Source organism: Tundrisphaera lichenicola (assembly GCF_051175385.1).
GTDB classification, from domain to species: domain Bacteria; phylum Planctomycetota; class Planctomycetia; order Isosphaerales; family Isosphaeraceae; genus Tundrisphaera; species Tundrisphaera lichenicola.
Window position 1 is genome coordinate 1610714 of the sequence record NZ_CP195106.1, and the last position, 22778, is coordinate 1633491.

The following is a 22778-nucleotide window of genomic DNA, read 5'->3' on the forward strand; positions in this document are numbered from 1 at the left end:
GAGCTCATTCGCAAAGGCCGGGGGAATCGTCTCAGGCGCTCTCTCGGTGGTACTGGATCTCGTGGAGCCTTCGATAGAGAGCCGAGGATCGACGAAGTTCGGAGTCGGTCCCGACGGCCACGATCCGACCGGCTTCCAGGAGGACGATCCGGTCGGCGAAGGAAAGAGCACCCAGGCTGTGGGTGATGAGGAAGGTCGTCCGATCTCGGGCGAATTCTTCGATGGCCTTGCGGATCAGGGCCTCGTCCTGGATATCCACGGCGCTGGTGGCTTCGTCGAGGACCAGAATCGCCGGGTCGCGGAGCATGGCGCGGGCCAGCGCCAGCCGTTGTCGCTGGCCTCCGGATAGCCCGGTCCCCAGTTCTCCGAGGATCGTATCGTAGCCCAGGGGCAGGTTGCTTATGAATTGGTGCGCGTAGGCCCGCTTGGCGGAGGCGATGATCGATTCGCGGCTGGCGTGACGGCTCCCGTAGGCGATGTTATTCGCCACGGTGTCATTGAAGAGCGTGGTCTCCTGGATCACCATCCCGATTTGCGATCGGAGGCTCCTGAGCTTCACGTCGCGGAGGTCATGCCCATCGATCCGGATCGACCCCGACCTGACGTCCCAGAACCGGGGCAGCAGATTCATCAGGGTGGATTTGCCGCAGCCGTTCGGGCCGACCAGGGCGATCGTCTCGCCATGACGGACCTCCAGGTTCAAACCATGCAGGACCTGCTCTCGGCCGTTGTAGCTGAAGGCGACGTTGTCGAATTCGATCAACGATCGATGCCGGGCCAGTCGGACCGCCTGGGGCTTGTCGGCGACCTCGGGCCGTCGGTCCATCAGCGAGCAGATCCGGTCCGAGGCCGCGGCGGCCCTCTGGATCTTGGAATGGACGTTTGCCAGCTTCCGGACCGGGTCGGAGATCCCGCCAAGCAAGGCGTAGAGGGTCAGCAAGTCCTCGATCTCCAGCGGGTGCGAGGCGAGCTGGAGCTTGAAGAACCAGAAGTCGATGTAGGTCGTGCCGTTCAGGACCAGATACGAGCCCGACAGCAGGGCGATGGAGACCGTGGTCAGCGCCAGGATTTCCAGGACCGGGTCGGACAGGGCATCGATCATCGCCACCCGGACGCTCTTCTTGTAAAGACTCTTGGTCTCCAGGAAGAACCTCCGGCGCTCGTAACGTTCCATCGTGTAGGCCTTGACGACCTTGATCCCCTGGAGGCTCTCCTGGAGGATCTTGTAGATGTTCGACATGCTCTCCAGCGACTTGCGGACCGCCTGCTTCATGATCTTGCCGGCTCGGGCCGTACAGGCGGCCGAGACCGGGACGAGGACCAGGGCCAGGCAGGTCAAACGCCAGTTCAGCCAGAGGGCGCAACCGAGGCAGCTGATGATTCGGAGCGGCTCGCGGATCACCCGGCCCAGGATCGTCATCAGCCCTTGTTGGACCGAATCCATGTCATTGGTAAACCTCGCGAGCAACTCCGCCGACCCCTTGTCGTTGAAGTTGGCGAGGTCCAGGGCCATCGTCCGCCGATAGAATAGATTGCGTATGTCGAAGAGGGTGAGCTGGGTGAGGTCGGAGACCAGGACTTCCTGGAGGAACAGGAAGAACCCCTTCAGGGCCATCCCGACCATCACCAGGGCCATCAACAGGAGGAGCGTCGGGAATCCCTTACTCGGCAGGTAGCGGCGAATCAGGGGTTCGGCCCATTGGTACCGCCCATTCCAGGTGCTTGCCTCTTCCAGCTCGCGTTCCCATTTCGCCTTGTGGACCTCCAGCTCGGCGTAGCGGCCCGCCTTCATTTGCGGAAACGAGCGGGTCAGCTCGTCGTGGCGAGCATCGGCGACCCGGAGTCTCCTCGATTCGGCGCTCTCGACGGGCCTCTGTCGAGCGAGGTCTGCCCGAAGATCCCTCTTGTTCTCGTCCGAGAGCTGCTTCTGCCGTTTCAGGCGGTTCTCCGTCGAGGCTGCCTCTAGCTCGCTGGCGGCCAGCTCCAATCGCTCTTGCTTGACCTCGTTCGGGACCTTGAGCTGGGTGAGGATTTCGAGCTCGTCGATCCGAGCCTGAATCTCCTGCATCTCCGTCCCGGTCGATTGGATCTTTTCCCCGATCCACTGCTGGCAGTTTTCGCTTCGGATTAAGATCTGAAGCAGTGGATACACCGCCCCGATATTGCCGCCCCATAGGATGGCAACCATCGTGGCGCAGACGAGGGATAGCCCGAACCGGACCCGATAGGGCCAGGCGAATCGGACGAGTCGGGCAAAATTCTTCATGGTTGGCTAGCGCCGAGGACGGGGTTACCCAAGGCCTCCATGCCTCCCCGGCCGTACGTTGAACGTCGTGCCAGGTTTGGGCGGGGCTCTTTTATCAAGAGCCTGCGGAAGCGACAATCCGAGTATTTGACCCCGGGGGAATTCCCGGCGGAGTTCATCATCGCCGACGAGGCGTGCTGCCACCGGAAGGCCAATTTCTCGCGACCTCTCCTTCATCGGCCGCTTTGGGTACGCAACTTGACCAGTCCGCGGGGGGTGGGTAATCCTGGGTATCCAAATCGGATAAGCTCGGCTCTGGTTCGGCAAAAGCGGCCTGGCATTGATTGGGGATTCTCTATAAGATCCGATCCGACGGGCCGGGACTGGTCCGGTCGATCGGGCCGCCGTCAGGGAGGACGGGATGAAGGCACTCGCGCTGGTCGAGGCGCGTGATCACGTTTGCTGCCGCTATCGGGTCCGGGCGTTTCAAGGAGCGCTCGCGGTCTCGGGGTGGTCGCTCACGATCGAGCCGCTGGCGACGGGGTTGCTTCACCGCCTCTTCCAGATTGGCCGGGTCTCGCGATTCGATTCGATCCTGCTCCAGCGAAAGCTCCTGCCGGGCTGGCAGCTTCGGGAACTCCGCCGCCAGGCGAAGCACCTGGTCTTCGACTTCGACGACGCGGTGCTCTATCGCGATTCGTACGATCCGCGAGGGCCCCATCATCCCCGAAGGGCCGAGCGATTCCGGCAGACGGTGCGTTCCGTAGACGAGGTCATTGCCGGGAACGATTTCCTGGCCCAGTGTGCCCGTGACTTCGGCGCCCATCCCGATCGAATTCGGGTGATCCCGACCTGCGTTGCCCCGAATCACGCTTCGACCCTCGAAGCGAAGGGGACCGGGCTTGAACTGGTCTGGATCGGATCTTCGAGCACGATGGCCGGGTTGGCCCGGCAGAGAGCCCTCTGGGATCGGATTGGCCGGGAGGTCCCCGGGGTTCGGCTCCGGATGGTCTGCGACCGATTCCTCCGATTCGACTCGCTCCCGGTTCACGGCATTCCCTGGTCCGAGGCGACCGAGGCGGCCGATGTCGCCGCCGCCGACGTCGGGATCAGCTGGGTCCCGGATGATCTCTGGAGTCGGGGCAAGTGCGGCCTGAAGATCCTCCAGTATCAGGCCGCCGGGCTCCCCGTGATCGCCAATCCGGTCGGGGTCCACTCCGAGATGATCCGGTCGGGAGTGAATGGATTCCTGGTCCAGACTCACGAAGAATGGGTCGCCGCCGTCCGGAAACTGGCCGACGACCCCGAATTGAGGCGGTCGATGGGCCGGAATGCCCGGAACTCCGTCGAGGCCGCTTACTCGATCCAGGCCTGGTCCTCCAGTTTCGTCTCCGCCGTGGCCGGGGCCCGACCCCTCGCGACGCTGGAGCACCGGGGCGGCGGGCCACCTGGTCCGAAGTCGATAGCGTCTCTCGAACGCCGTCGCCGGAGCGAACGTCTCCCCCCATCGCCGCAAAGTCTGGCGGCCCCATGACCCAGGCCAAGACGATCTGGAAGCTTCCCCCCTTGTTCGAGATGGACCGAAGGCCGGGCAGGAATCCGGCCAGACGAAACGGCACGAGGATGATCCCCATGCCCGACCTCGAACCCACACGATCGACCGCGGGGAAGGAGCGGAGATCGCGCCCTTGCGTCTTCGAGCCCCCGGCCTGGAACTGGTCGAAGTCCGACGACACGGGCTGGTGGGTCCGATCCGACTGGTCCTCCGCATTGCTCCGGGAAGGGCGGCTTCCTCTGGACGAGTGGAAGCTCTCGGGACGACTCACTACGGTCAAGAGGGGACCTCACCGGGTCGTCTACAGGGCCGATTTGGCCGAGGGATCGGTCTACGTCAAACACTTCCTCGTCCCCAACTTCCGGGCGATGGCTCGCCAGTGGTTCCGGAGCGGGAAGGGTCGGAATGAGGGGCGACGGGCCGCCAAGCTCGAAGCCATCGGCGTCCCCACGATCACGCCGGTCGCCCTGGGCGAACGTCGAGTCCGCAAGTTTCTCCTGGAAAACTACCTGGTCACCAAGGAGATTCCCAATACCCTCCCCCTCGATGAGTTCGTCGAGCGACAACTCCCGCTGATGGAGCCGGTCCGGCAGGGGAGGCTCCGACGCGACCTGGCCCGGGTCCTGGCCGACCTGACGGCCCGGCTTCACGACGCCGGATTCGTCCACCAGGATTTCCATCCCGGGAACCTCCTGATCCGGATCGAGTCCGACGACTCGCTCCGCCTAGCGGTGATCGACCTGGATGCTCTCCGGGTGACCTCCCGGCTGAAATGGTGCGGAGTCCGCGACAACCTCGCCCTGCTCAATCATTACTTCTGGAGCCGGTGCAACCGAGCTGACCGATACCGGTTCCTCACGGCCTATCTCGAAGCCCGCCGAGAGCCCGCGGTCCCGGAGCCCCGCCAACTTGCCCGCGAGATCGAACGAGCCACCCGGGTCTGGGCCGAGCGGCTCTGGCGTCGGTGGGGCCGTCGATGCTGGAGTCGCAACAAGTATTTCCAGGTCGAACGGAGGCCCGGCTTTCGCGTGATCGCCTCTCGCGACCTGGACACTCCCTGTCTGGAGGCGATCCTGGCCGACCCCGAAGGGCCGATCCGGCGCGAGGGGGCGGTCATCCTGAAGGACTCGCGAACCGCCCTGGTGGCCGAGACGACCGTGATGGTCAAGGGGCGGCCGACTCCCGCGATCTACAAGCGTTTCCATTCCAAGAAGCCGCTGGAATCGCTCCTGAACCTGATCCGACCCTCCCGAGCCGGGCGAGCCTGGCAGGCCGGACAGCATCTCAAGAGTCGGGGCCTGCCCACCCCGCAGAACCTGGCCTACATCGTGAAAACCGGTCGGGGGCCGATCACTCGATGGTTGTCCCGCGAGTCGTACTTGCTGATGGTCAAGGCCGAGCCCTCGATCACCCTGGCCGACTATACTCGCGAGGTCTTGCCTGGCTGCTCGATCGAAATCCGTCGGGAACGGATCGAACGGTTGATCCTGTCCCTCGCCCGACTGCTCCGGATGCTCCACGAGCGGTCGATCTCGGACCGCGACCTGAAGTCGGCCAATATCCTGATCGTCGGCGACCCGGATGCGGAGGAGTTGGCGTTGACCCTGATCGACCTGGTCGGGGTCCAGTTGATCCACCCGTTGCCGAAGGGTCGGAGGCTCCAGAATCTGGCGAGGCTCCAACTGAGCCTGGCCGAGGTGCCCGGCCGGACCCGGACCGACTCGCTCCGATTCCTCCGGGCTTATCTCCCCTGGGGGCTATCGACCCGGAACGACTGGAAAGATCTCTGGCGGAAAGTGGCCCGTCTCATCGACTCCAAGGAAGAGAAGAACCGTCGCCGAGGTCGTCCGCTCTCCTGAACCGGCGACCCGAATATGCGTCGAGGCGAGGCCACCGATGACACGGATCGACCGCCCGAGCTGGTTTCGCGGACTCCTGAAGTCATGGCCCGCACTGGTCGCCCTGATCGGGGGATGTGCGACGCTCATCCCGAAGGATGGGCCACCGCTGGTCCCCGCCTCCAACCCGATCCAGGCCGGGCCCTATCTGATCCGGACCAACTCGAAGCTGGAGGCCGATGCCCCGGTCGTCCGTCAGCTCCTGGCGCTCGATTCGCAGGTGGAGCAGACCCTGGGACTGCGGGCCGACATCGGGGATCACCCGGTCGAGGTTTACATCCTCGACGATCGCCAGGCTTTCGAGCACTTCCTCACGTTCTACTATCCCGAATTGCCGCATCGCCGGGCCTTCTTCCTCGCCAACGGCAATCAGCGGGTGATCTACACGTTCTTCGGCGATCGACTCGAAGAAGACCTCCGACACGAGGCAACCCACGCTCTACTCCACGTGGCCATCGGCGACATCCCGCTCTGGCTCGATGAAGGGTTGGCCGAATACTTCGAGAATCCGACCGACCGCCAGGGACTGAACCCCGAGCATATGGGCCGGATTCCGGGCGATCTCGCCGAGGGCTGGACCCCCGACCTTGGTCGGTTGGAGGCTCTCCGAAGCGTCCGTCAGATGTCGCCTCGCGACTACCGGGAGTCCTGGGCGTGGGTCCATTTCCTGCTGAACGACGATCGGTCCAATAAGGCGGCCCTCCTGGCTTACCTCGCCGACCTCAGGACTCAACCCGAGGCCAGGCCCCTCTCCAGCCGCCTCGAAGACGCGGGAGCCTCGACGCTGATCGCCCACCTGGGCCAGGTCCGCGAAGCCCCGGTCGCCGTCTCCGTGCCCATCCTTCGCGACCCAACTATCCGGCTCCAGAGCGGCCCGGTCGAGACGCCGCCCCCCGTCAAGCGTCGGGGATTCTTCGGGAGATTCCGAGACCTGTTTGGATCTTGATGTGTTTTGCTCGAGCCGTGGCGTCGAGCAAGTCGAGGCCCGCCAGGGTCCCATGACTCCGGCGGGCCTCGCTTCGATTCATCGTCACCCTGCATGGTGATGTGGGTGGCTATTGATTCATCGGGGTCGATCAGCGACCGCGAGGTCCGCCGGGGGGGACCTCGAAGGGCTCGCCGGTCATTTCCTTCCAGGTCTTCTTCTGGTCTTCGGTCATCAGGGCCATGACCTTGCTGTTGGTCTCCTTGCGGAGCGTCTGGATCTTGGCCATGGCGGCCTGGCGGTCGTCGCCGGCGGACTGGAAGGCTTCCCGCATCTCCTCGCGAGAGTCGGCGAGGATCGTCTGGGCTTTTTCCTTCTGCTCGGCGGTGATGCCCAGCTTCTTGGCGACGTCCGCATCAGTGATGGCGTTGGCACCCTGCTGCTGGAGTTCGATCTGCTTGAGCCGCGCGACCTGCTCGGGCTTGAGGATGGCGGACAGCGACTTGTGGGCCGCCTCGTTGTTCGCCTTCATCAGCTCCTGCATCTTCTTCATCCGCTCTTCCCCCTCGAGCCCTTCGAGCGAGGAACGCATCTCCTGGCCCTTGTCTCGCATCTCGGCGATGACCTCCTGGGCCTTCTCGACCTGGGAATCATCGAGCTTCAATTCTTTCTGAACGGCCGGGATGGCCACCAGGCCCGGCCCGCCGCCGAAGCCCCCGCCGAATCCGCCACGGCCCTGGGCCGAGGCCACTCCCGCCATCGCCGCAACCAGGCCAAAGGTCAGGAACGCCTTCGTGAATCCGCGCATCGTCTTGTCTCCCGGGGTGCTGTTCGAAGCTGAGAAATGTGCGTCGATGTCTTCGGCGGAGATCTTGCCGCCGAAGATCAGACTGTATAAAGCGTCATGTGACGGCGATAGGGCCTGGATTCATCTCAAATCGGCGCGATCGAGAGTCCAACGGCCCGATCAAGCCTTCTTGATGGCGATCGGTACGGCATCGATCTTGGCGGCGAGGATGAAGTCGTTCTCGGACAGCCCTCCGATGGCGTGGGTCCAGATCTCGATGGCGACGTTCCGGTAGCCGACCAGGTGCAGGTCGGGGTGATGTCCTTCCTCCTCGGCGATCGCGCCCACCTTCTCGAAGAAATCCAGGCCCGCCTGGAAGTTCTTCGCCGTCCACTCCCGACGGATTCGCTCGCCTCCGGAGACCTTGCTCCACCCCTGGAGCTGGAGCAGCAGAGAATTCACTTCTTCCTCGGACAGCTTGGGGACGCCCCCCTCGCAAGGGACGCATTTCTTCCGGGTCAACTCTTCGGCGGTCGGAAGGCTCATGATGGTGCTCCGGGTTCAGGTCCTGGCGATCTTGGTGTCCTCTCGATGGAATCACGATCCGTCAGGACTTTGCGGAAAAGCTTTCGTCGGGTCCGGGAAACCGACCCGCCCGGACGTCTTCCAGATAGGCGTGCGCGGCCTGGCGGATCGGATCGCCCAGGTTGGCGTAGCGTCGGACGAACTTGGGGCGGAAGCCTTCGAAGAGTCCGAGCAAGTCGGGCGTGACCAGGACCTGTCCGTCGCAGTGCGGTCCGGCCCCGATCCCGATGGTGGCGATCGGCAGCTCCGACGTGACCCGGGCGGCAATCTCGGTCGGCACGCACTCCAGGACGACCGAGAACGCGCCGGCGTCGGTTACGGCGTGGGCGTCGGCGACGATCTCATCCTCGTCGCGCTGGACCTTGAAGCCGCCGAGCTTTCGGATGGATTGCGGGGTCAGGCCGACGTGGGCCATCACCGGGATGTCGGCATCCACCAGGGCGCGGATCGTCGGGGCCATCCTCCGGCCTCCTTCGAGCTTGACCGCCTGGCATTGCGTCTCCTTGAGGAATCGCGTGGCCGAGGCCACCGCCTGGCCGGGAGACACGTTGTAACTCCCGAAGGGCAGGTCGGCCACGACCAGGGCACGCTTCGAAGCCCGGGCGACCATCTCGGAGTGGTAGATCATCTGGTCGAGCGTGACGCCGAGCGTGGTCGATCGTCCCTGGACGACCATCCCGAGCGTGTCGCCAACCAGGAGGCAATCCACCCCGGCGGCGTCCAGCAGGCGGGCCATCGTGAAGTCGTAGGCCGTGAGGACGCCGATCTTGGTCGCCTCCGCCTTCCATCGGGCGAAGTCGGGGATCGTGACCGGGTTGATTTCCTTGCGAGACATGGCCGGAAGCCCTCGAACCGGAGCAGGGTCGATCAATGCAATTCGGCGAGCATCAGCCCCGGTCGGTCGACCAGGATCGTGGTATCGGGTCGGGACCGGATGGCCGCTCGCCAGACCGATCGGGGGGACCCTCGTTCGACCATCCCGAGATCGGCGGCGAAGATCGGCGAATGAATCTCCCCGAATTTCAGATCCCGGAAGCTCGGGCCTCTGGCCCCGACCGGGAGTATCGGGCCACCCTGGACGCGATACAATTCGACCAGGGCCAGCGGCCCGGCGTCCTTCGGAAGCGACTCGCCCAGTTCCCCCGCCGCCCTCCGGACCGCCGGAGGATCGAACTCCAGCCGGAACCCTCGACGATCGGCCAGATACAGGACCGCCTCGGGGGCGATCAGCGGGGCATCGGGCGGGACCAGTTCCCGGATCTCGCGAGTCGCGACATCCAGGCCCGCCCACTCTCCCGGAGTCAGCCAGGTCGTGACCGAGTGGATCGCGCAGCAGCCCAGGAAAAACGAACCCAGGACGATCCGGGTCTCGGACCGACCTACCCCGATCATACCTCGGGCCACTCCGACCGCCGCCAGGGGTGCCAACACCATCCAATAATAGGCATGGTGCCACTTGCTCGCCAAACCGAGAATCGCCAGACCGCAGCCGATCCCCCAACCGATCCAGAGTCGATCGACTCTCGGTCGGCCCCACAATCCGACTCCTGCCAAAACGAACCCAATCGGCGTGAACGAGCGAATCGCCAGGTTTCGCCCGATATTCGACCAGGTGGCCGGTCGGAGCCAGGACCAGAGGGACAGTGACCTGAACCAGATCGCCGCATTGTCCGAGGATGCCATCGAGCCCGCCAAGGGACGCGCAACCTCTCCCCAGGCATGGACATACCACGCCAGTGCAGGGGCCAGCATCAGCCCGCCGACCCCGAGTCGCCAGGCGATCGGCCAGCGTCGGACGATCAACACGAAGGGGATCAAGGTCCAGGCGGAGGTGATCTTGATGGCCAGACCGATCGCCAAAACGAACCCACCGTAAACCGCCCAGCGACCTCGTCCCGTGGCCTCGAACTCATCCCAGAACCGGAGCCCAGCCAAAACGAACCCAAGCATCAGGGCATCCGGCTGGAAGGCTCGACCGTAACGGACCGTGACCGGAAAGGCGGCAAACGAACCCAGGGCCAGCAAAGCGACTGTTCGACCCTCACGCCGGGCGACGAGCCCGAACAGCCCCCAGGATCCCCAGGTGGTAGCCAGGGCCGAGATCAGCCGACCCGCCGTCTCCCAATCGAACCCAACCAGTCGATGGGTCGTTGCGACGATCCAGGCATAGATCGGCGGCTCGACCAGGAACAGGTTCGGAAATGGGCCGGTGTCCAACTCGGGCCGGAGGAACCCCGAGCCTCGCTCCAGGTTCCGCGCGACCATCGCGGTCGGGACCTGTCGGCCGACGTAGTTCTCGACGATCGCCTGGGAGGGATGGAAGGCCCGGATCGCGAAGGTGAGCGCGAGGAGGAGCACCGGGGCCCAACCTCCTCGGGCCGTGGTCGGGAGGTTTCCTTCGGTAGGGTGGGTCGCGACTGATCCTGGCAAAAACGAACCCAACATTCGCCCCATTTCGATCGATGTTGAGTCTTCAGGTAGCCCGATGAAATTAGGTATGCCAGGCCCGAAGCTCAGCTCCGGGCTGGACCCATCCATTAATATCGGGAATAACCCCTCCGGCCGAGCATGCCGAAGCTGCCCCCTCGCGCGAATCGTAGCCCGGACCTTCAATCCGGGTCAAGTCGGGGCGCCCGGGGTTGGTCCCCGGAACCGGGCCCGGAATCGGGCATAGCGGTCGCTGACCGAGGTCTGCCCCGTCATCAAGGGGACAAATCGGTCGGGTCTTTGGGCGATCGCATCCATTCGAAGGGCATCGAGTTCCTCGGTCAAGCGACGCTCAAAGGTCGGGATCAGGTCGGGCAGATCGGCGCGATCGACCTTGAACCTTTCGCCGAATCGGATCAAGACCTCGGGCCGTTCGTCCTGCCAGAACTCGTATCGGATCGCGAGTGGAAGCACCTGGACCGGGGCGGCCTGGCGGATGATCGCCCGGATTCCATTCTGGAACTTCAGCGGGCGAACGTCGTTGGACTCGATCTTCCCCTGGGGGAAGACCCAGACCACCGCTTTGGGCTTCTGGAGTAATTCCGCGGCGTATCGGAGCGAAGCTCGGACCGAGACGGGGTCGGTCCGATCCACCGAGAAAGCGCCGATCCGGCGGAAGAAGCCGAATCGGAGCAGGTTGAAGTGTTCCATCATCCCGTAGCCGTCGACCTCGAGAGCATCGTTGACGACTTGATAGACGAACAGGTCCCACCAGCAGGAATGATTCGCCAGGATCAGGGTGCCAGCGGGGTCTCGATTGAGGCTCTCGCGAAAGCGGTCGAGGCCCTGGGCGAGCACCTGATGGAACCCACCCCGAGCCTTCGAACGGACCATCGACTCGACCGCGAACCTGGGCCAGCCATGCTTGTAAGCCTTGATCAGCCGAGTCGAATGTGTGCTCATCAGCGCCGGGGGACCACGTAGTAGGTGGGCTGTGGGGCGGTGAACCGCGACTGATATTGATCCGAGAACGGGGCGAACGACAAGGCCGGGCGACTCCCACCATAATTGGGCCGAAGCACGCTGTATCGGCGATGATTCCGCAAGACCCGTCGCGTGGGGATCACGCTGGTCTGCTCCGAAGGGACCACGTAAGTCGGGCCGGTCACCACGGGGGCGGTCGGCTTGAAGACCGACTCGGTGGAATAGACGGGGATCTGAGCCTTGGCTTCCGGGATCTGGGGCCCGAACATTCCTACCAACGCCGCGGAGGCCGCGAGGGCCGGGATTCGCCAGGTCAATTTCATCGTCGGGCTCCGGGTCCGTTGAAGTGAATCCTGTCAATTATATCTCGTCCTTCCCCGCGAGACCGAGGAGGAGAAGTCCCGAGATACAGGATCGATCGGTTCTCCGGTCCGGATCGCTTGATCTTGAACCGCCAGGCGACCCAGCCTCGGCTGACAGCCGCTACCGAGTATCTGCCAAAAAGGCAGACATGAGAGAGGTGTGGAGCCAGAACGTTTTTTGTAAGCCATTATTTTGATGTGACTTGCGGCGATTTATTCTTCTCGGTACAGCGGTTGCATTTAAGGGGAGCGAATCCGGAATCCGGGGGCAATTTGATGGCCCCCTCGCCGCCTTCCGCCGACAGGTGTGGGCGGTGTATCTCGACCGCGACGAGGGAGAATTCAACGTGGCGAAGATGTTGGCCTACGATGAGGAGGCGCGCCAGAAACTGGCCAGTGGCGTCTCGAAGCTGGCCCGGGCCGTCCGGAGCACCCTGGGGCCTCGCGGGCGCAACGCCGTGATCGACAAGGGTTGGGGCAGCCCGACGGTCACCAAGGACGGCGTGACCGTGGCCGAGGAGATCGAGCTGACCGACCCGTACGAGAACATGGGTGCGCAGCTGGTCAAGGAAGCCGCCTCGAAGACCTCCGACGTCGCGGGCGATGGCACGACCACCGCCACGGTCCTGGCCGAGGCGATCTTCAAGGAAGGCCTGAAGGCCCTGGCCGCCGGCGCCGATGCGATGGCCCTCAAGCGTGGGATCGACCTGGCGGTCACCGCCGTCGTCGAGCACGTCAAGGGTCAGTCCAAGACCGTGGCCGAGAAGGAAATCGCCGAGGTCGCCACGATCTCCGCGAACAACGATAAGACCATCGGCGAGAAGCTGGCCGACGCCTTCAAGCGGGTCGGCAAGGACGGCGTCATCACCGTCGAAGAGGGCAAGGGCTTCGAGACGACCGTCGACGTCGTCGAGGGGATGCAGTTCGACCGGGGCTACCTCAGCCCGCACTTCGTCACCGACCAGGACCGCATGGAGGTCGTGCTCGAAGATCCTTACATCCTCATTTATGAGGAGAAGATCGGCACGCCCAAGATCCTGATCCCTCTCCTGGAGCAGATCGCCCGGGCCAACAAGCCCTTGATGGTGATCGCCGAGGACGTCGAGGGCGAGGCCCTGGCGACCCTGGTCGTCAACAAGCTCCGCGGGATCCTCAACGTCGCCGCCGTCAAGGCCCCCGGCTACGGCGACCGCCGCAAGGCCATGCTCGGCGACATCGCCGTGCTGACCGGCGGCAAGGCGATCTTCAAGGACCTCGGCATCGAGCTGGAGAGCGTCCAGCTTTCCGACCTCGGCCGCGCCCGGAAGGTCACCATCACCGGCGATGCCACCACGATCGTCGAGGGGAATGGCACCCAGGAAGAGATCAAGGGGCGGACCGAGCTGATCCGTCGCGAGATCAAGAGCACCGAGAGCGAGTACGACCGCGAGAAGCTCCAGGAGCGCCTGGCCAAGCTCGCCGGCGGTGTGGCCCAGATCAACGTCGGGGCCGCCACCGAGACCGAGATGAAGGAACGTAAGGCTCTCGTCGAGGACGCCCTCCACGCCACTCGCGCGGCGATCGAGGAAGGCATCGTCCCCGGCGGCGGCAGCGCCCTGATCCGCGCCGCCAAGGCCGTCGACGGGCTCAAGCTGACCGGTGACCAGGCCCTCGGGGCCCAGATCGTCCGACGGGCCATCGAGCAGCCCGCCCGCTCGATCGCCGAGAACGCCGGGATCGACGGCGCCGTGGTCGTCAGCAAGATCCTCAAGTCGCCCGACCCCCACTTCGGCTACAACGCCGAGGCCGGTACCTGGGGTGACATGTTCACCGCCGGGATCGTCGACCCCACCAAGGTCACCCGATCGGCCCTCCAGAACGCCGCCTCCGTCGCCGGACTCCTGCTGACCACCGAAGCCATCATCGTCGAGAAGAAGACGAAGAAGGCCGCCGGTGGCGATCACCATGACGATCATGGCGGTGGCATGGGAGGAATGGGTGGCATGGGCGGAATGGGTGGCATGGGCGGAATGGGTGGCATGGGGATGATGTAAACCCCTCCGCGTGATACATACGAGATTTCAGATTTCAGGAAGGCTCCGGCACCTGAAATCTGAAATCCTCAAAATTTTCGATATTCGACTCATTTGACGAAGGAACCATCGCGATGGCCAAGATTCGCCCGCTCGAAGACCGCGTTGTGATCAAGCAGATTGAGGCCGAGGAGAAGACCTCGGGCGGGATCGTCCTGCCCGACACGGCGAAGGAGAAGCCGCAGCGGGGGAAGGTGGTCTCGGTCGGCCCGGGCCGGCTGCTCGACAACGGCGAGCGAGCCGCGGTCGGCGTGGTCGAGGGGGACGAGGTCCTCTTCGGCAAGTACTCGGGCACCGAGATCAAGGTGGACGGCGAGGAGATCAAGATCCTCCGCGAGACCGATATCCTGGCCAAGATCCTCAAGTGAAGCCAAAGCGGTCGGCGGTCGGATGAACGTCCTTCGTAGGGCAGGACTTGTCCTGCCCATGAGACGCGGACGGCAGGGCGAGCCTTGCCCCACATCGGACCGTTGATCGCTCCCCATACAGGAGCCGACCCCGTGCCCAAGCAGTTGCTCTTCTCCGATGCCGCCCGCCGGAAGATGCTGGAAGGCGTCGACATCCTGGCCCACGCCGTGGGGACCACCCTCGGGCCGACCGGCCGGAATGTCATCCTCAGCAAGTCGTTCGGCGGCCCGACGGTCACCAAGGACGGCGTCACGGTCTCCAAGGAGATCGAGCTTCCCGACGCCTTCGAGAACATGGGTGCCAAGCTGGTCAACGTCGTCGCGTCGAAGACGTCCGACGTCGCCGGCGACGGGACCACCACCGCCACGATCCTGGCCCGCGCGATCTTCCGCGAGGGGCTCCGGATCACCACCACCGGGGCCAACCCCACCGTGGTCCGCCGGGGAATCGACAAGGCGGTCGAGGCCGCCGTCGAGGAGCTGACCACCAAGCTCTCGCGCCCGGTCTCCAAGAAGGAAGAGATCGCCCAGGTCGGCACGATCTCGGCGAACAACGACGCCACGATCGGCAACCTCCTGGCCGACGCCGTCGAGAAGGTCGGCAAGGACGGCGTGATCACCGTCGAGGAGGGCAAGACCGCCGCCACCACCCTCGAATTCGTCGAGGGGATGCAGTTCGACAAGGGGTATCTCAGCCCCTACTTCGTCACCAGCCCGACCACGATGGAAGCGGTCCTGGATGATGCCCTGATCCTGCTCCACGAGAAAAAGATCGCCAACCTTCGCGAGCTGATCCCCCTGCTGGAGAAGGTCGCGCAGTCGGGCAAGCCGCTGATCATCATCGCCGAGGACGTCGAGGGCGAGGCGCTGGCGACCCTGGTCGTCAACAAGCTCCGCGGGATCCTCAACATCTGCGCGGTGAAGGCCCCCGGCTTCGGCGACCGCCGCAAGGCGATGCTCGGCGACATGGCGATCCTGACCGGCGGGACCGTGATCTCCGAGGATCTCGGCCTGAAGCTGGAGAACCTCCAGCTGGCCCAGCTCGGCAAGGCCAAGCAGGTCAAGGTCAACAAGGACAGCACCACGATCATCCAGGGCGCCGGCAAGCGCGAGGATATCGTCAAGCGGGTCGAGCAGCTCCGCCGGCAGATCGCCGAGACCGAGAGCGAGTACGACAAGGAGAAGTTCCAGGAGCGCCTGGCGAAGATCTCCGGCGGCGTCGCCCTGATCAGCGTGGGTGCCGCGACCGAAGCCGAGATGAAGGAAGTCAAGGCTCGGGTCGAGGACGCGCTGCACGCCACGCGAGCCGCGGCCGATGAGGGGATCGTCCCCGGCGGCGGCACGGCCCTGATCCGCGTGATCCCGGCCGTCCAGAAGCTCCACGACACCCTGACCGGCGACGAGAAGGTCGGGGCCGAGATCATCCTCCGAGCCCTGGAGGAGCCCGTCCGTCACATCGCGTCCAACTCCGGGCACGATGGCGGCGTGGTCGCCGAAGAGGTCAAGACGGCCACGGGTTCGATCGGCTTCAACGCCAACACCGGCGAGTATGTGGACATGTTCGCCGCCGGGATCGTCGACCCCACCAAGGTCACCCGCTCGGCCCTGCAGAACGCCGCCTCGATCGCCGCCTTGATGCTCACCACCGAGGTGATGATCACCAACATCAAGGAAGACGAAGAGAAGGGTGCGGCCCGGGCCGAAGGTTCGGTCCGCTGAGTTTGATCGCTCGATCGAGGGCCGGGGATGGCTTTACGGGCCTACCCGGCCCTCAAACTTCCAGGATGATCCATCCTATCCCCATCTTGTCTATCTCAATTGATCGCGTGTCCGTCCGCGGATTTGATGGAATTCTACTTTGGCTAATCGATTGGGAGGCGGGGCATCCGTGGTGAAGTGTCGCGTCTAGGTAACGATGTGTTATCCTGGGACGTTCCGATCCGCCGCACAAGGGCCCCGAGCGAGACGCCGTGCCGATGGCCACGAAGCGAGATTATTACGAAGTACTCGGCCTGAGAAAAGACGCCGGGGCCGATGACATCAAGAAGGCCTATCGGCAGATGGCCCTGAAGAACCACCCCGACCGCAACCCGGGCGACACCGGTGCCGAAGCGCGGTTCAAGGAGGCGGCCGAGGCCTACGAGATCCTCTCCGACCAGTCGAAGCGCCAGCGATACGACCGCTACGGCCATGCCGGGGTCGAAGGCACGGCCCATCACGACTTCCGGAACACCGAAGATATCATGTCGGCCTTCTCCGACATCTTCGGCGGTGGCCTCTTCGGCGATATGTTCCAGCAGCGTCGTCGAGGTCCCCGACCGGGTCAGGATCTCCTGATGAAGCTGGAGGTCGACCTGATTGAGGCGGCCCGAGGCACCGTCAAGATGGTCGAGGTCACCCGTCAGGAGTCTTGCGGCGAATGCAAGGGGTCGGGGGCTCGCAAGGGGACCGTCGCCACCACCTGCAACTATTGCGGTGGGCAGGGCCAGGTCGTCCAGTCCCGAGGCTTCTTCCAGATCGCCACCACCTGCCCGGCCTGCGGCGGCGATGGCACGAAGATCAACGACCCTTGCCCGGCCTGCAAGGGCCAGGGACGGACACCGGTCACGGCCAAGATCAAGATCGACGTCTTCCCCGGAGTCGACAACGGGATCGTCCTCCAGCTCAGGAACCAGGGCGAGGCCGGCGATCCGGGAGCCCCGCGAGGCAACCTCCGGGTCCAAATCCAGGTCCGCAAGCATCCGTTCCTGGATCGAAAGGGGAACGACCTCCTCTGCCAGGTCCCGATCACGTTCCCCCAGGCCGCCCTCGGTGGCGAGATCGAGGTCCCCACGATCGACGGGATGGACCGGATCCACGTCCCCAAGGGGACGCAGAGTGGCGAGGTCCTCAAGCTGAAAGGCCGAGGGATGCCCGACATCCACGGTCGAGGGAGGGGAGATGAGCTCGTCGAGGTGATGGTCGAGACCCCTCGACACCTCACGGCTCGCCAGGAGGAACTCCTCCGCGAATTGGCCGAGATCGAACACCGAGACGTCAGCCCCAAGCGAAAGAGCTTCTTCGAGAAGCTCAAAGACTATTTCACCGAGGATGAGGACGCCGGTGAAGAGGTCCAATCCTGAGGACTCCGGCCCCGGACTTGCCCGTTACCTCATCAATGGCCCCGGTCCCCGCCTCATCGATCATCCAGGATCGAGGAACCATGAGCGATCCCACGACGACCAGCGAAAATAGCCCGAATCCCGAGGCGTCCGCCCCGGACGATGAACTCACGCAGGCAATCCGCCAGCGCGACGAATATCTCGATCAACTCCAGAGGACTCGCGCTGAGTTCATCAATTACCAGAAGCGGTCCAAGGCCCAGGCCGATGCCGACCGACTCTACCTGATCAAGCCCCTGGCCATGGATATCCTGAACGCCCTCGATAACTTCGACCGTGCCATCGAGACGGCCCGGGCGGGAGGGGCGGCCGGGATCGCCGAGGGCCTCGGGATGGTCGAGAAGCAATTCGTCGCCGCCCTCAACAAGCATGGGGTCGAGACGATCGTCGCGCTCGGTCAGCCCTTCGACCCCAACTTTCACGAAGCGATCATGCAGCAGCCCGACGCCCATCATCCCGAAGGGACCGTCGTGGCGGAGTTCGCCAAGGGCTACAAGCTCAACGAGCGGGTCATCCGGCCTTCCAAGGTCGCGGTTTCGGTTCACCCGGCCGAGTAAGCCGGGGCCAGCAAGACACGTCCCCAGAGGCGAATCGATGCCGACCTACGACTATATTTGCGACGCCTGCCAGCACGAATTCGAAGCCTACGAGTCGATCAAGGCCGACGCCCAGACCGTCTGCCCGACCTGCCACGAGCCCAAGCTTCGCCGGAAGATCGGCGCCGGGGCCGCGATCCTCTTCAAGGGATCGGGATTCTATCAGACCGACTACCGGAGCGACTCCTACAAGAAAGGAGCGGCGGCCGACAAGACGGCGTCCGAGCCCGCCAAGCCCGCGGAAAGTTCGAGTACTCCGGCCAAAGCCCCCGAGTCTAAACCCTCGACCAACGGGTCCTCGACGTGATCCGCGGCCGATGCCCGATCTGCGGGAAGTCCTTCGAGGCGGCGAGTCTCGATGATCATCCGGGATTTCCGTTCTGCTCGGATCGATGCAAGCTGGTGGATCTGGGCCGGTGGATTGATGGGGCTTATGCCATTCCGGCCAGTCCACAGCCCGACACCACCGATGAGTCGGAAGAGGCCGAGGAAGACGGCGAGGAATGAACCGGATTGTTCCCACGTCTCGCGGGGCAACAGGCCGATTCATCAAGCCTGTCATCGGAAACTGAGAGAATTCGTTGCCGACTCCGATCGGGCTTGATAGCCTCGGTTGGTTCGCCCGGGCTTTTCTCGCAATCGCGAGAGCCCAGGACGGAAACCCCTCAACTGGGAGTCGGCCATGAAGTCCAGGTTGGTTTGCCTCGCCTTAGGTTTTCTCTGTCTGGCCTCCTGGCAAGCCTCGGCGCAGACCCTCAGCGTCGGTGACGACGCGCCGGCCCTTGCCGTGTCCGAATGGGCCAAGGGAGATAAGATCGATCGACTAGACGCCGATCGGACGTATGTCGTCGAGTTCTGGGCGACCTGGTGCGGTCCCTGCCGGACCAGCATCCCTCATCTGACGGAACTTCAGAAGAAGTATAAGGACAAGGGCATCCAGTTCATCGGAGTTAGCGTCTGGGAACAGGACCCGTCCCTGGTCGCCCCGTTCGTCAAAGAGATGGGCGACAAGATGGATTATTCCGTCGCCCTGGATGACGTGCCCGAAGGAGAAAAAGGTAGCAAGGGTAAGATGGCCGAGAGCTGGATGACGGCCTCAGATTCCAATGGGATCCCGACCGCATTCATCGTGTTGAAAGGGAAAGTCGCCTGGATCGGCCACCCCATGGAGATGGACGCTCCGCTGGCCAAGGTCGCTTCGGGCGACTATGACCTGGCCAAGGCCGCAAGTGACTATCGTGAGGAGAAGGCCAAAGAAAAGAAACTGATGGCCGTCTACACCAAGCTTCAGAAATTGGGAAGGACCGCTTCGCCCAAAGAACAGCTCAAGGTGGTCGATGACGCGATCGCGGAAGATCCCGCGGTCGAGTCGTCGCTCGGACTCCAGAAGTTCGCCTTGCTCCGCGCGGCCGGGGATGAATCGGCCTCGACCTACGGAGAGAAGTTGGTCCAGGATCTCTGCAAGGATCAGTCCGGGACCCTGAATCAAATCGCCTGGATGATCGTCGACCCGGATAGCGAGGAGAAGTCGGGCGAGAAGGACCTTGCCGTGGCCCTGAAGGCCGCGATCCGCGCGAACGAACTGACACATGACGAGAACGGGGCGATCCTCGACACCCTGGCCCTGGCCTACTTCAAGAACGGCGAGGCCAGCAAGGCGCTCGAGGCCCAGGAGAAGGCAATCAAGATTCTGGGAGAGGATGACAAGGGCATGGTCTCCCGGCTCGAAGAGTACCGGAAGGCCGTGAAGGACAAGAATCCTTGAGCGAATGAAATCGAACGGGGCGATGAAGGATCATCGCCCCGAGTTCGATCCGGTTCAGGCGAGACCGAGCCGGCGGTCGGCGGTCCGGAGGAGGTCGGAGACCGGGAGCCCGTGGGGACAAGCCGCGTCGGCTCCGGCCAGGTCCAGATCGGCGATCGCCCGCGACTCGGCGGGAAGGGCCTGATAGAGCGCCCTGGCCTCATCACGCTTGCCGTAAGCTTCGTAATAGCGGTAATACCGAAGGACGGTCGCGACCGGGACCCCGTGGGCCGCGGTCTCGCAGAGATGGCCGCAGCCGTGGCAGAACTGGTTGGCGGTTCGAAGTCGGTGCTCTTCGAGAAGCCGGGCCTCTTTAGCTCCCAGAGGCTCGACCGCCGCTCCCATGTTCTCGCGGAGTTCGTCGAAGTTGGTCATTTCGCTGACGACGGCATGAACTCGCTCGTCGTTGAAGACAGACTTGATGGCCGCCTGGTGGACCTTGAAGCCCTTATCGATCAGCCCGGTCATCCGGGGGTCTTTCTCGCCCGGCTTGAACTCCTGGGCTCCCCCCTGCGTCTTCATGGCGACGATGCCCATGTTGGCCTTCGACGCCTTGTCCACGCAACGCTTGATCTGATCGGCGTCCATCGTCCGGAAGTTGTACTGGATCATCATTTGATCCAGCCAGCCGGCCTCCGCGGCGGCTTCGACCAGCTCGGGGAGCATCTGATCGTGGCACGAGAAGCCGGCGAAACGGATCTTGCCCGACCGCTTCAACTCGTCGAAGGTCTTGATGACATCGGCATCCTTGAAGATGTCGATGTCGTTGCCGCTGATGCCGTGCATGTAGTAGCAATCGACGTAGTCGGTCTTGAGCCGTTCTAGGCTGCTCTGGAGGTGGGTGACGAAGGATTTGGCGCGGTCCGGGCCCTTCAGGCGGCTGTAGCTGTTGTTCTTGGTGACGAGATAGACGTCCTTGCGCTGTCCGGTCCGATCCAGGACGGTGCCGACGGCCTTCTCGGCATTCCCTCGCTCGTAGGATTCCGAGGTGTCGATGTATCGGATCCCGGCGGCGATGTATCGCTGGACGAGGCTCTCGGAGACGGCCCAGCTCGTGCCCATCCCGAGCTTGGTGACCTTCACCCCGGTCTTGCCGAGGGTCACCATCGGAATCGGCGAATTCGGTGGCGCGGCCAAGAGGGACTCGGCCGAGGCCAGAGCCACACCCGAGGCGGTGGCCGTCTTGAGGAATTGACGCCGGCTGTTTCCGCACGGTCCTTCCATCGAAACTCTCCCCGCCAGGGCCTGGTCAATCCCCCGTCTCTGACGACAGCGACGGTTCGGCGACCGGGTCGATCGGCTTCATCATGGCTGGCAAGTGGAGGGTGGTCAACAATCATTCCACATTTCGACCACCCGATCGTCCCACCCTCGCCTCAGCTCTCCACGCTGTCTCCTCTCGGATACGATCCCAGGATCTCCAGCCGGTCGCAACGCTTGCGGACCTGTTCGAGGGCTCGCTTGACCGGCTCGTCCTCGACATGCCCATCGACGTCGGCGAAGAAGAGGTAGGAGGGGTTGAGCTCGTTGGTGATCTCGGAGGTCGGGAAGGACTCGATCCAGGTCATGTTCACGCCGTTCTTCTCGAACGGGGCGATGGCCCGGGCCAGGCTGCCCGCGCTGTTGGTCAGTCGGAGGAGGAGGGTCGTCTTGTCGCGACCGGTCGGTTGCTCGCCCCGCTCGGCGATCACGGCGAACCGGGTCGTGTTGTGGGCCTGATCCTCGATGTTTTCGACCAGGACCTGGAGCCCATAGGCTTCGGCGGCCGGGCGGCTGGCGATCGCGGCGGCTTGCGGATCTTTCTGGGCGATGGCGGCCGCCTCGGCCGAGGAGACCACGTCGATGATCTTCACCTCGTTCGGGAGATTTTTGCCCAGCCAGTTCCGGCACTGTGAGATGACCTGAGCCTTGGAGTAAACCCTCCTGATGTCGGCCCATTCTCCCTTGCCCAGGAGGCAATGGCGGACGCGAAGCCGGACCTCGGCGCGGATCTTGAGGCCCGGCAGTCGGACGAACATGTCCAGCGTGTCGGCGATCCGCCCATCCGTCGAGTTCTCCAGCGGGACGATCCCGAACTGGACGTGCCGACGGTTAACTTCCTCGAAGACGGCCGCGATCGATCCGACCGGGACATGCTCGACCGACTCGCCAAACTTGGCAACCGAGGCGAGGTGGCTGTAGCTATACTTCGGACCCAGGCAGGCGACCCGAAGGAGCCTCTGGAGCGATCTCGAACTGCTCATCAACTCCCGGAAAATCAGCCGAAGAGTCTCGTGGGGGAGGGGCCCCCGGCTGGCCTGGAGGGCTCGGGCGACGACTTCGTCCTCGCGAGACGAGGACCAGATATCCAGGCCCTGGGCCTGCTTGATCTGGCCGATCTGGACCGCCATCTCGGATCGTCGATTCAGGAGTTCAACCAGATCCTTGTCGATCCGATCGATCTCGGCGCGGAGACTGGCGAGGGTGGGCGATCGCTTGGCATCGCTGGCTCGGGAGGCCTTCGCCTTGTTCTGCGGCTTCACGGAAGGTTCCGAGGGAGGCTTGCGGGGCATGATGGCTGGTCCGGGTAGATCGGGCCCGGCGGTCCCGCTTGTTGGGACGTAAGTCTGGGCGTACCACGTCGATATATGAACGGGAACATTCTGTCAAGCCCCTTGATCCCTCATCAAGCGGGATCAAACCCGTTTCGTTCGACGGTCCGACCTGTTAGGATCAAATCTCGAGAAGATAACGCTCCTCGTCAACTAGATCAAATCACCAATCTGCCAAAATGGCGTGCTGCGATGGTCGTTCGAAATCGGCGAGGTCAATTTGGCAGTCGACGGGTTCGAAGGTCGGTCCCAATTCCGCCCTCTGGTTGCGTAACTTGTTTGGATGGAATTGGTTAGGTTGGAAGATCATTCTTCCTGATCCTGGTGGCATTCGCTTTGCTTTTAAATGGTTTCCGAGAGAGTGATGCGAAGTAGCTTC

The 22778-nt window shown here is 63.7% G+C and carries 20 protein-coding genes; 11 read left to right on the plus strand and 9 right to left on the minus strand.

Features of this window, described 5'->3' with window-relative positions:
• Positions 1-31: 31 nt before the first annotated feature.
• On the minus strand, positions 32-2266 hold the full coding sequence (locus P12x_RS06285; protein ID WP_435010037.1) for an ABC transporter ATP-binding protein: 2235 nt from the start codon (positions 2264-2266) through the stop codon (positions 32-34).
• A 400-nt stretch (positions 2267-2666) separates the two neighbouring features.
• On the opposite strand from P12x_RS06285, the gene P12x_RS06290 reads away from it, so the two are divergent.
• The 3 genes from P12x_RS06290 (at position 2667) to P12x_RS06300 (ending at position 6644) form a co-directional block, all read left to right on the plus strand.
• The gene (locus tag P12x_RS06290; RefSeq protein WP_435010038.1) at positions 2667-3779 is read left to right on the plus strand and encodes a glycosyltransferase family 4 protein; all 1113 of its coding nucleotides are present in this window, start codon (positions 2667-2669) and stop codon (positions 3777-3779) included.
• 98 nt (positions 3780-3877) lie between these two features.
• Positions 3878-5659 carry a lipopolysaccharide kinase InaA family protein gene (locus tag P12x_RS06295; protein WP_435010039.1) on the plus strand — a complete coding sequence of 594 codons (1782 nt, stop codon included), beginning with the start codon at positions 3878-3880 and terminating at the stop codon, positions 5657-5659.
• 37 nt (positions 5660-5696) lie between these two features.
• Positions 5697-6644, plus strand: coding sequence for a DUF1570 domain-containing protein (locus P12x_RS06300; protein ID WP_435010040.1), 948 nt, complete (start codon positions 5697-5699; stop codon positions 6642-6644).
• A gap of 130 nt (positions 6645-6774) precedes the next feature.
• Here P12x_RS06300 and P12x_RS06305 read toward each other — a convergent pair whose 3' ends face one another.
• The 6 genes from P12x_RS06305 to P12x_RS06330 all read right to left on the minus strand — a co-directional run bounded on the left by P12x_RS06305 (position 6775) and on the right by P12x_RS06330 (position 11729).
• Positions 6775-7431 carry a hypothetical protein gene (locus P12x_RS06305; RefSeq protein ID WP_435010041.1) on the minus strand — a complete coding sequence of 219 codons (657 nt, stop codon included), beginning with the start codon at positions 7429-7431 and terminating at the stop codon, positions 6775-6777.
• Between the two features lie 159 nt (positions 7432-7590).
• The gene (locus tag P12x_RS06310; protein WP_435010042.1) at positions 7591-7956 is read right to left on the minus strand and encodes a 4a-hydroxytetrahydrobiopterin dehydratase; all 366 of its coding nucleotides are present in this window, start codon (positions 7954-7956) and stop codon (positions 7591-7593) included.
• Positions 7957-8017: 61 nt separating this feature from the next.
• Positions 8018-8830 (minus strand): 3-methyl-2-oxobutanoate hydroxymethyltransferase, encoded by an 813-nt coding sequence (panB, locus tag P12x_RS06315; RefSeq protein WP_435010043.1) that lies wholly within the window; start codon positions 8828-8830, stop codon positions 8018-8020.
• Positions 8831-8862: 32 nt separating this feature from the next.
• A complete protein-coding gene (locus P12x_RS06320) occupies positions 8863-10353 on the minus strand; it encodes an ArnT family glycosyltransferase (RefSeq protein WP_435010044.1) in 1491 nt (496 codons plus the stop codon).
• Positions 10354-10614: 261 nt separating this feature from the next.
• Complete coding sequence (locus P12x_RS06325; RefSeq protein WP_435010045.1) at positions 10615-11385, minus strand: lysophospholipid acyltransferase family protein; 771 nt, start codon at positions 11383-11385, stop codon at positions 10615-10617.
• Positions 11385-11729 carry a hypothetical protein gene (locus P12x_RS06330; protein WP_435010046.1) on the minus strand — a complete coding sequence of 115 codons (345 nt, stop codon included), beginning with the start codon at positions 11727-11729 and terminating at the stop codon, positions 11385-11387. The genes P12x_RS06325 and P12x_RS06330 overlap by 1 nt, the downstream gene beginning before the upstream one ends.
• Before the next feature lie 386 nt (positions 11730-12115).
• Here P12x_RS06330 and groL (P12x_RS06335) point away from each other — a divergent pair, with 386 nt between their 5' ends.
• From groL (P12x_RS06335) to P12x_RS06370, 8 genes are all read left to right on the plus strand, one after another.
• Complete coding sequence (groL, locus tag P12x_RS06335; RefSeq protein WP_435010047.1) at positions 12116-13801, plus strand: chaperonin GroEL; 1686 nt, start codon at positions 12116-12118, stop codon at positions 13799-13801.
• Positions 13802-13914: 113 nt separating this feature from the next.
• On the plus strand, positions 13915-14208 hold the full coding sequence (gene groES, locus P12x_RS06340; RefSeq protein WP_435010048.1) for a co-chaperone GroES: 294 nt from the start codon (positions 13915-13917) through the stop codon (positions 14206-14208).
• Between the two features lie 132 nt (positions 14209-14340).
• On the plus strand, positions 14341-15966 hold the full coding sequence (gene groL / locus P12x_RS06345; protein ID WP_435010049.1) for a chaperonin GroEL: 1626 nt from the start codon (positions 14341-14343) through the stop codon (positions 15964-15966).
• A gap of 257 nt (positions 15967-16223) precedes the next feature.
• The gene (dnaJ, locus tag P12x_RS06350; RefSeq protein WP_435010050.1) at positions 16224-17369 is read left to right on the plus strand and encodes a molecular chaperone DnaJ; all 1146 of its coding nucleotides are present in this window, start codon (positions 16224-16226) and stop codon (positions 17367-17369) included.
• 80 nt (positions 17370-17449) lie between these two features.
• Positions 17450-17965 carry a nucleotide exchange factor GrpE gene (gene grpE, locus P12x_RS06355; protein ID WP_435010051.1) on the plus strand — a complete coding sequence of 172 codons (516 nt, stop codon included), beginning with the start codon at positions 17450-17452 and terminating at the stop codon, positions 17963-17965.
• Between the two features lie 37 nt (positions 17966-18002).
• A complete protein-coding gene (locus P12x_RS06360; protein WP_435010052.1) occupies positions 18003-18311 on the plus strand; it encodes an FmdB family zinc ribbon protein in 309 nt (102 codons plus the stop codon).
• Positions 18308-18511, plus strand: a complete 204-nt coding sequence (locus tag P12x_RS06365) for a DNA gyrase inhibitor YacG (RefSeq protein WP_435010053.1) — start codon at positions 18308-18310, stop codon at positions 18509-18511. Before P12x_RS06360 ends, P12x_RS06365 begins: the two co-directional genes overlap by 4 nt.
• A gap of 175 nt (positions 18512-18686) precedes the next feature.
• Positions 18687-19769, plus strand: a complete 1083-nt coding sequence (locus P12x_RS06370; RefSeq protein WP_435010054.1) for a redoxin family protein — start codon at positions 18687-18689, stop codon at positions 19767-19769.
• 54 nt (positions 19770-19823) lie between these two features.
• Here P12x_RS06370 and P12x_RS06375 read toward each other — a convergent pair whose 3' ends face one another.
• Positions 19824-21032 carry an aldo/keto reductase gene (locus tag P12x_RS06375; RefSeq protein ID WP_435010055.1) on the minus strand — a complete coding sequence of 403 codons (1209 nt, stop codon included), beginning with the start codon at positions 21030-21032 and terminating at the stop codon, positions 19824-19826.
• Positions 21033-21184: 152 nt separating this feature from the next.
• Complete coding sequence (gene pheA, locus P12x_RS06380) at positions 21185-22360, minus strand: prephenate dehydratase (protein WP_435010056.1); 1176 nt, start codon at positions 22358-22360, stop codon at positions 21185-21187.
• Positions 22361-22778: the final 418 nt, after the last annotated feature.

Coding starts and splice junctions, on each gene's coding strand:
- P12x_RS06325 (WP_435010045.1), bottom strand. CDS start 11,385: ATGAGCACACATTCGACTCGGCTGATCAAGGCTTACAAGCATGGCTGG.
- P12x_RS06375 (WP_435010055.1), bottom strand. CDS start 21,032: ATGGAAGGACCGTGCGGAAACAGCCGGCGTCAATTCCTCAAGACGGCC.
- P12x_RS06310 (WP_435010042.1), bottom strand. CDS start 7,956: ATGAGCCTTCCGACCGCCGAAGAGTTGACCCGGAAGAAATGCGTCCCT.
- P12x_RS06285 (WP_435010037.1), bottom strand. CDS start 2,266: ATGAAGAATTTTGCCCGACTCGTCCGATTCGCCTGGCCCTATCGGGTC.
- panB (WP_435010043.1), bottom strand. CDS start 8,830: ATGTCTCGCAAGGAAATCAACCCGGTCACGATCCCCGACTTCGCCCGA.
- P12x_RS06360 (WP_435010052.1), top strand. CDS start 18,003: ATGCCGACCTACGACTATATTTGCGACGCCTGCCAGCACGAATTCGAA.
- grpE (WP_435010051.1), top strand. CDS start 17,450: ATGAGCGATCCCACGACGACCAGCGAAAATAGCCCGAATCCCGAGGCG.
- P12x_RS06370 (WP_435010054.1), top strand. CDS start 18,687: ATGAAGTCCAGGTTGGTTTGCCTCGCCTTAGGTTTTCTCTGTCTGGCC.
- P12x_RS06330 (WP_435010046.1), bottom strand. CDS start 11,729: ATGAAATTGACCTGGCGAATCCCGGCCCTCGCGGCCTCCGCGGCGTTG.
- pheA (WP_435010056.1), bottom strand. CDS start 22,360: ATGCCCCGCAAGCCTCCCTCGGAACCTTCCGTGAAGCCGCAGAACAAG.
- groES (WP_435010048.1), top strand. CDS start 13,915: ATGGCCAAGATTCGCCCGCTCGAAGACCGCGTTGTGATCAAGCAGATT.
- dnaJ (WP_435010050.1), top strand. CDS start 16,224: ATGGCCACGAAGCGAGATTATTACGAAGTACTCGGCCTGAGAAAAGAC.
- P12x_RS06290 (WP_435010038.1), top strand. CDS start 2,667: ATGAAGGCACTCGCGCTGGTCGAGGCGCGTGATCACGTTTGCTGCCGC.
- P12x_RS06295 (WP_435010039.1), top strand. CDS start 3,878: ATGCCCGACCTCGAACCCACACGATCGACCGCGGGGAAGGAGCGGAGA.
- P12x_RS06305 (WP_435010041.1), bottom strand. CDS start 7,431: ATGCGCGGATTCACGAAGGCGTTCCTGACCTTTGGCCTGGTTGCGGCG.
- P12x_RS06300 (WP_435010040.1), top strand. CDS start 5,697: ATGACACGGATCGACCGCCCGAGCTGGTTTCGCGGACTCCTGAAGTCA.